8 protein-coding genes are annotated in these 7010 nt (G+C 51.3%); 5 read left to right on the top strand and 3 right to left on the bottom strand.

The features are described from left to right. Positions 1–111 precede the first annotated feature (111 nt). From F4Z13_07195 to F4Z13_07175, 5 genes are all read left to right on the top strand, one after another. Positions 112–909: a hypothetical protein gene (locus tag F4Z13_07195; protein MXZ49011.1), complete on the top strand. Its 798-nt coding sequence runs from the start codon at positions 112–114 to the stop codon at positions 907–909. After that, positions 906–1829 carry a nucleotidyl transferase AbiEii/AbiGii toxin family protein gene (locus F4Z13_07190; GenBank protein MXZ49010.1) on the top strand — a complete coding sequence of 308 codons (924 nt, stop codon included), beginning with the start codon at positions 906–908 and terminating at the stop codon, positions 1827–1829. The genes F4Z13_07195 and F4Z13_07190 overlap by 4 nt, the downstream gene beginning before the upstream one ends. Positions 1830–1955: 126 nt before the next feature. Further along, positions 1956–2957, top strand: coding sequence for an ABC transporter permease (locus F4Z13_07185; protein ID MXZ49009.1), 1002 nt, complete (start codon positions 1956–1958; stop codon positions 2955–2957). Further along, complete coding sequence (locus F4Z13_07180) at positions 2954–3952, top strand: ABC transporter permease (protein ID MXZ49008.1); 999 nt, start codon at positions 2954–2956, stop codon at positions 3950–3952. Before F4Z13_07185 ends, F4Z13_07180 begins: the two co-directional genes overlap by 4 nt. Positions 3953–3976: 24 nt before the next feature. Then, positions 3977–4954, top strand: coding sequence for an ABC transporter ATP-binding protein (locus F4Z13_07175; protein ID MXZ49007.1), 978 nt, complete (start codon positions 3977–3979; stop codon positions 4952–4954). Between the two features lie 205 nt (positions 4955–5159). Here the strand turns inward: F4Z13_07175 and F4Z13_07170 are convergent, their stop codons facing one another. Genes F4Z13_07170 through F4Z13_07160 form a run of 3 tightly spaced genes read right to left on the bottom strand, consistent with a single transcriptional unit; the run spans position 5160 to position 7008 of the window. Next, complete coding sequence (locus F4Z13_07170; protein ID MXZ49006.1) at positions 5160–5891, bottom strand: restriction endonuclease; 732 nt, start codon at positions 5889–5891, stop codon at positions 5160–5162. After that, complete coding sequence (locus F4Z13_07165; GenBank protein ID MXZ49005.1) at positions 5888–6505, bottom strand: S-adenosylmethionine-binding protein; 618 nt, start codon at positions 6503–6505, stop codon at positions 5888–5890. The genes F4Z13_07170 and F4Z13_07165 overlap by 4 nt, the downstream gene beginning before the upstream one ends. Beyond that, on the bottom strand, positions 6502–7008 hold the full coding sequence (locus F4Z13_07160; protein ID MXZ49004.1) for a transposase: 507 nt from the start codon (positions 7006–7008) through the stop codon (positions 6502–6504). The genes F4Z13_07165 and F4Z13_07160 overlap by 4 nt, the downstream gene beginning before the upstream one ends. Positions 7009–7010 lie beyond the last annotated feature (2 nt).

Genomic DNA, 7010 nt, shown 5'->3' with positions numbered 1-7010 from the left:
AAACATTTTCAGTAAACTGTTTTTATATTTTCTTAAAAATATAGTATACTTGTATTTATATTCTAAATAATAAATAAAAACTTTAATCAAAGGCAGGCCGAGAACATTGATATGAGCTACGTAGAAACACAGTATGAAACGCCACGGGGAACCAGAATCAATCGCGTGCTTGCCCAGAATCCCCCGGGTGTTCCCATGACCAGCGGGTGGCTAGCCTTGCAACGGGTTTCCCCCCAGCTGCTGCAGGGCTACAAGAGCAGCGGGTGGCTGAGTCCTATTGGCAGAGGGGCATGGATGAGGGCTGGAACGGAACCTACCTTGTCAGGATCCATCTACGCTTTGCAACGGCAGCGTTCCGTGACCGTTTACCCCGCGGCGTGTACGGCGCTTGGGTATCAGGGGCGACTGCATTACCTGCCGCTTGGAGCAAGCCCCGTTCTACAGCTAGCCGTCGGGTCCGAAAGGAAACTGCCCCAGTGGTTTACGCGTCAGCCGTTTGCCGCAAACCTGTGCATTCTTAACGCCGATGCGCTGTTTGACCCGGTTTCAGCGGGCGTGACCAACTGGCGTGCCGGGGAGTTCTCGCTCGAAATAAGCTCTCCCGAACGGGCCATGCTTGAGTACTGCTACCTGCTGCCGAACCACGCGGATTTCGAGGAAGCCAGGCAGCTTATGGAAGGCCTAGCGACATTGCGCCCTGAGATGGTGCAAAGCATCCTGCTTGCGTGCAGGTCGGTAAAGGCAAAGCGGCTGTTTCTTGCCTTGGCGGAGATTGTCAGTCACGAATGGTACCGTGAACTGAACCTGGGGTCCGTTAATCTCGGTTCAGGGAGCCGACATGTTGTAAGCGGCGGACTCTGGAACTCGAGATTCAAGATAACGGTTCCCGAAATCTGGATGGATTCATGACGGAAGCGTATCGAAGGCAATCGGACTTGCTGCTTGAGACGTTGCGGATTGCCGCCGGACAGGAGGTGTTCGCTCTCAAGGGAGGCACGGCCATCAATTTCTTCTTCCGGAATTGCCCGAGGCTTTCCGTGGACATCGATCTCTGCTACCTGCCGCTTAACGGCCGCGACGAAGCGTTTCGCGATATCCGTGAGAACATGGAAGCGATCGGGTCTGAGATCAGAAAATTCTTGTCCGGGGCGGAAGTGGACATCCAGGAGAATTTTAAGGCCTTGGTAAGAAAAGACGGCATGCTGGTTAAGATCGAAGTTAACGAAGTGGTGCGAGGAACCTTGCTGCCGCCGGTCAGGATGCCCTTGTGTCCGTTGCTTGAAAAAGAGTTCGGCGGGAGCATGAAGATAAACTGCCTCTCGGAGGCGGAGCTTTACGCGGGCAAATTCTGCGCGGCCCTGCAGAGACAGCATCCGCGGGACATATTCGATGTTTGGTTGTTTTTTAAAAGAGGCGGAGAGCTTACTCGTGAGATACTTGACGCTTTTGTCGTTTATCTGGTCAGCCATCGCAAGCCGACTCATGAGGTGCTTGATCCCAGAATTCAGGACATAAGGAACCTTTATCATCATCGTTTTGCGGGGATGGCGAGAATCGATGTGAGCCTTGAGAACCTGCTCGAAACCCAGCTTGCGCTGCCGGGGAGAATTCTAAGTGCCCTCACGGAGCGCCACAGGGCTTTTCTCGTCGGGTTTAATGAAGGGGAGCCGGACTGGAACCTGCTTCCTTTTCCCGATGCGAGGAACTTGCCCGCGATTCTCTGGAAGCGGATCAATCTTGACAGAATGAGTCGTGGTAAACGAGGCGAAGTCGTAAGGAAACTGGTACGGGTACTCAGGGACAATCCATATATCCACGATACCATCTGAGTTCCTGACCGACCCTAAGAGCTTGTTTTTGGAAGCATATGAAGTAAATTTCGGCATGGCGAGTATACTTTCCGTTCGGTTTATAATAAAAAATCCAACTCTTGAAGGATATTCTTTTTTTCCCCAATGAAGGACTATATCCTGAAAAGACTTCTGCTGATGATTCCCACGCTGTTCGGGATCACCCTTATCACTTTCCTGGTGATACAGCTTGCCCCGGGGAGCCCCGTTGAGAGCAGGATGTCGCTTGATCAGGGAATAAAAAGCGATCAGGTGACCAAGGAGATAGTCGAGCAGACCAAAAAGCTCTACGGTCTCGATAAGCCCGTTCACCAGAGGTATTTCATCTGGCTCGGCCAGATCGTGACGCTTGATTTCGGAAATTCCTACAAGGACCACCGCCCGGTAATAGACAAGATAGCGGAAAGACTTCCGATCACTCTCATACTGAACGCTCTTTCGATCTTCCTCGTGTACCTGCTAGCCATACCGATCGGGGCCTGGTCAGCCGTTAGGCAGTGGAGCTTTGCGGAGCGCGCAACGACTTTCGTTCTTTTTCTTCTCTACTCGATTCCGAGCTTCTGGATGGCCGTGGTGCTTATCTATTTCTTCGGCGGCGGGGGAGCTTTTGATATCTTTCCCATATACGGCGTGCACTCGAGGGGCTATGAGGACCTTCCTTTTCTCGAGAGAACCCTCGATTTCCTTTGGCACCTTGTTCTCCCCGTCTTCTGCCTTACCTACGCCTCCCTCGCATCGCTTTCGCGCTACCAGAAGGGAAGCCTTCTTGAGGTGCTCAGGGAGGACTACATAAGGACAGCCAGGGCCAAGGGGCTTGCGCCAAACAGGGTGCTTTTCAAGCACGCCCTAAGGAATTCGCTTATCCCGATAGTTACGATAATCGCCTCGATTCTTCCCGCCATGATAGGGGGAAGCGTTATCATAGAGACCATCTTTTCGATCCCTGGGATAGGAAGGCTGGGATTTGAGTCCGTGCTTTCAAGGGACTACCCAGTCATAATGGCCGTCGCCACCATCTCCGCTCTCCTTACCCTGATCGGCATTCTTATATCGGATTTAACCTACGCCGTGGTTGACCCCAGGATCGGCTTTGAGAGGAAATCATGAAGCAGGGCTCAGGCATCGGGTACTGGGACAGGGTGTGGATCGAGTTCAAGAAGGACTCCCTCGCGTACGTCTCGTTTTTCTTCATAGTTCTCCTCGCGGTGACGGCGCTTTTTGAAAGTTTCCTCGCGGGCAACAGGCCCATAGTGCTCGTTGAGGAGGGCAAGTACTATTTCCCCGTGGTTATCGATTATCCCGAGTTTCGCGGAGAGGACCTTCGGGGCATGTATCTTGACGACCCGGATTCGTTCGCGATTTTCCCCCCCGTGAAGTACAGCCCCACGGAAAGCGATTTCTTCTCCGTTCTCTCGGCTCCCGACGGGAACCATTTTCTTGGCACGGACGACAGGGGAAGGGATGTTCTCAGCAGGATGATTCACGGGGCGAGGATATCGCTTTCAATAGGGGTGGTTGCCGTAGGGATAGCCATGGTGATAGGAATAATACTGGGAGCGATCGCGGGTTATTACGGCGGCTGGATCGATTTTGCGATTTCACGGCTGATAGAGGTGATGATCACCTTTCCCGTTTTCTTTCTGATTCTCACCATCCTCGCCTTTACGGAGCCCAGTATCTATAACATCATGATAGTGATAGGCATAACGGGCTGGACGGGCGTGGCGAGGCTCGTTCGCGGAGAGTTTCTGAAACTTCGCCAGACGAACTACGTCGAGGCGGCGTGGGCCCTTGGAAGCGGCGACCGCAGGATTATACTAAAGCACATGCTTCCAAACGCTCTTGCGCCCGTTCTGGTGAGCGCCACCTTCGGAGTGGCGGGAGCTATACTGGTTGAATCGAGTCTCAGCTTTCTCGGGTTCGGGGTGACGCCCCCGGAACCCAGCTGGGGAGAGATAATCTCGCAGTCCCAGAAGTACGTGGATTTCGCGTGGTGGCTTGTTCTTTTCCCCGGGCTTGCGATTTTCGTGACGGTTACGGCTCTTAATCTGGTGGGGGAAGGATTCAGAAACGCGATAGACCCCAAACTAAAGGAAAGATAATATTACGTGATGGCGAATTCAGAGCTGCTTGAGATAAAAAACCTTAACGTGTCCTTTCCCTCAGAAGGCGGGGAGCTTGAGGTCCTGGGAGACGTGAGCCTCAGTATAGGAGAGGGGAGGATAGTCGGGGTCGTAGGGGAAAGCGGCTGCGGAAAAACCCTCACCGCTCTTTCCGTCATGGGGCTTCTGCCCGTGCCGCCTGCCAGGGTGAACTCGGGGGAAGTTATATACAAGGGAGAAAACCTCCTTTCGCTCACCGAGCGGGAACTCAGGCATTACCGCGGAAACAGGATCTCCATGATATTCCAGGAACCGATGAGTTCCCTTAATCCCGTTTACACCGTGGGGGACCAGATAGGCGAGGTCATAAGGGTTCACGAGAACGTCTCGAGAAAAGAGGAAAAGAGAAGAGTAGTTGATCTGCTCGACACAGTCGGCATTCCCTCTCCCGCGGAGAGATACTCGAGCTACCCGCACGAGCTGAGCGGGGGAATGTGCCAGAGGGTAATGATCGCGATGGCCCTTGCTTGCAGCCCCGAACTGCTGATAGCCGATGAGCCGACGACCGCCCTTGACGTGACCATCCAGGCGGGGATTTTGTCCCTTATAAAAAGTCTTCGGGACAGGATGGGGATGGCGGTCATGCTTATATCCCATGACCTCGGGGTTATCTCAAACGTTGCCGACGACATCTACGTTCTTTACGCGGGGAAGGTGGTTGAGCAGGGAAGCGTTGAGCAGCTTTTTTCCGCCCCCGCGCATCCCTACACCATAGGGCTTATAAATTCGATTCCCGGCCAGTCGGCGGGCGAGGAGCTTCACTCGATCAGGGGTACGATTCCATCTCCGGGCGAGTTCCCCGAAGGGTGCAGGTTCAACAACCGCTGCGAGTATGCGGAAGGAAAATGTTTTGAGGCGCAGCCGGACCTTTACAGCGTTTCTGATTTTCACGGTTCAGCCTGTTTCCGCTACGAGATGTTTTTGGAAAACGGGGTGGAATAATGCGTTGGAAAGATATACTCATCCGAACTCCTATTTCACTTCTCTTTTCTTCCAACTCCAAATTTCCGTGCCTGATTTCGCTTTAGGTAATCCCATTCCTTCTTAGGCTTATTCATCATAATAGCCTTGGCTACGTTCTCTGGTGTGTCAGGTATGGGTGGGATAATTTCCGTCCGCCCGTCAGATTTCTCTTGGTCTTCGCTCACTATAATTCTCCCTCGTATACTACGGATGCCGGAATTCCTATGAGAAGTAGCGGGCATGGATTTCCAACACCTCTTTCAATACGGTCCTGCAGCTTGTCCCAGTGTGTCGTAGCCCTTCCAAATTTATCCCGTACGAAAACAGGCGCCCAATCTTTTATGAAATCATCACCTGTGGTTTTCACCATGTCACGTTGTCGTTTTGTCGGACTTACTCCGAATACGGATAAGTCCTCAAATCCTCTGATGTTGTAGCGTGAAGCGCAGTCAGCCACAATTTTGACCAAGCTATCTTGAAGTGACTTGCCGCGAGTCACTATCACGCCTGCGCTAATCACCCCATCTTTATGTATACGCTGGAAACTTTCGAGATCGCGATCAAAAAACGGGTCTTTGTTATTCCACTCTATTTCAAGAGCGATTGTCCCATTCTCAGTTCTTCTGACATGGTCAATTTCGTGCGTTACTGAAAACTTTTCCAGCTCGTCCACTGTCTTTCTGATAGTGATCCTGCGCTTCTCCCAGTTTTTATTAGTCAGATCTCTGCGTAGTCTCTGAGTGGAACTTGCTTCGCCCCCTCCACCCTGTATCAGTTCCACATCCGCAATCCTTATGCCCGTTAACACTTCACATAATTCTTTAAATGGTACAGGAAAATCCCTAGCAAGAACTGCTAAGGCGTGGTTTTTGTGGATAATATCAAATCCCGCATCCGTCAGTAAAGATAAGCTCACTCGGCACCCGTCGAATTGTATTTGTATGTAGGCCAGTCAGGTTGATAGTCTCCATTAGCCTGATTGCCCCACACTACCCATTTCTCCCTGCCGCCACGTCCAAACAGTTCAAGATACGGTCCCCGGCTACAGCTCTCTATAAGATCATATTGCTCATCAGGTTTACGTGAATGCTCTCTTTTGCGGCTGGCTATCAAATTAACCTGGCTTCTGCCCGGGGCAAGGGTTCTGGCGTTTTTCCCCCTAACGCCGAATAACAGGATTTCTGTCACATTTCGGAAGTAAAATCCTACGCCCCTTCCATCCGACCCGCCGTCTTTACGTATTTTGTGCCAGATCAGGTTTGTTTTGTATTCAAAGCCCCAAGCGTCCAATATGTCTAAACCATAAGGGAGCAACGCATTCGGTATCCATAGATAACAATGAGAAATGTCGGCAACATGGTCCTTTACAGGGAGTGCCGCTATCTCCTCGAATGTCATGGTGTCATATCTCGACAATCTGCGGTGTTCCGGGGCAACCTTGCCGGTTCTGTTATGAAATCTCCAAGGAGGGTCGGCTAGTACAGTTCCGAATTTCCTGCCATTAAGATACCGTGATAATTCTTCATTCATGAGATCAGTCCTTGATAGGGAAGGTGTTGGCTACCCGTAAAGGTTTCATCAAGTTCTAAAGCCCCAGAAAACATGTCTTCATTATCTTTCCAAGTCTCTCTTATGCGGTGAGCCAAGTGCCATGCGCTCTTTTGAGTGATATCCAGACCTCTATGGAGTTTGATGCTGGAAACACCTTTGAGGTTGGTAACAAGAAGATATATGGCTATCGCCCAAACCTGAAGTCCAAGCCTAGAATGATGCATCAGCGTCCCTGTTTTGACGGAGAAATCCTTGCGACAATCACGGCAACGGTAAGGTTGAGGCTTACGGGTTTTTCTTTCCTGGATATTTTTCGCTCCGCAGCACGGGCAGTGTATCCCGTCTGGCCAGCGGTTTTCAACAAACCATTTTTCAGCCGTAGCGTTATCAGGGAACGTCCTCATTATCTCTGTTAGCGATGTTCCCTCAGGAAGTGACTCGACGACCCCGTTTTTCTTGCTCGGTATTATCTTTTCTTCCATTA

This window comes from Candidatus Dadabacteria bacterium, assembly GCA_009837205.1.
Classification (GTDB): domain Bacteria; phylum Desulfobacterota_D; class UBA1144; order Nemesobacterales; family Nemesobacteraceae; genus Nemesobacter.
Note: the sequence above shows the minus strand (reverse complement) of the source record. Positions and strands in the feature narration are given on the sequence as shown.

Excerpts from the sequence above, each read along its gene's own strand:
- F4Z13_07160 (MXZ49004.1), bottom strand. The coding sequence starts at position 7,008 with ATGGAAGAAAAGATAATACCGAGCAAGAAAAACGGGGTCGTCGAGTCA.
- F4Z13_07180 (MXZ49008.1), top strand. The coding sequence starts at position 2,954 with ATGAAGCAGGGCTCAGGCATCGGGTACTGGGACAGGGTGTGGATCGAG.
- F4Z13_07165 (MXZ49005.1), bottom strand. The coding sequence starts at position 6,505 with ATGAATGAAGAATTATCACGGTATCTTAATGGCAGGAAATTCGGAACT.
- F4Z13_07185 (MXZ49009.1), top strand. The coding sequence starts at position 1,956 with ATGAAGGACTATATCCTGAAAAGACTTCTGCTGATGATTCCCACGCTG.
- F4Z13_07190 (MXZ49010.1), top strand. The coding sequence starts at position 906 with ATGACGGAAGCGTATCGAAGGCAATCGGACTTGCTGCTTGAGACGTTG.
- F4Z13_07195 (MXZ49011.1), top strand. The coding sequence starts at position 112 with ATGAGCTACGTAGAAACACAGTATGAAACGCCACGGGGAACCAGAATC.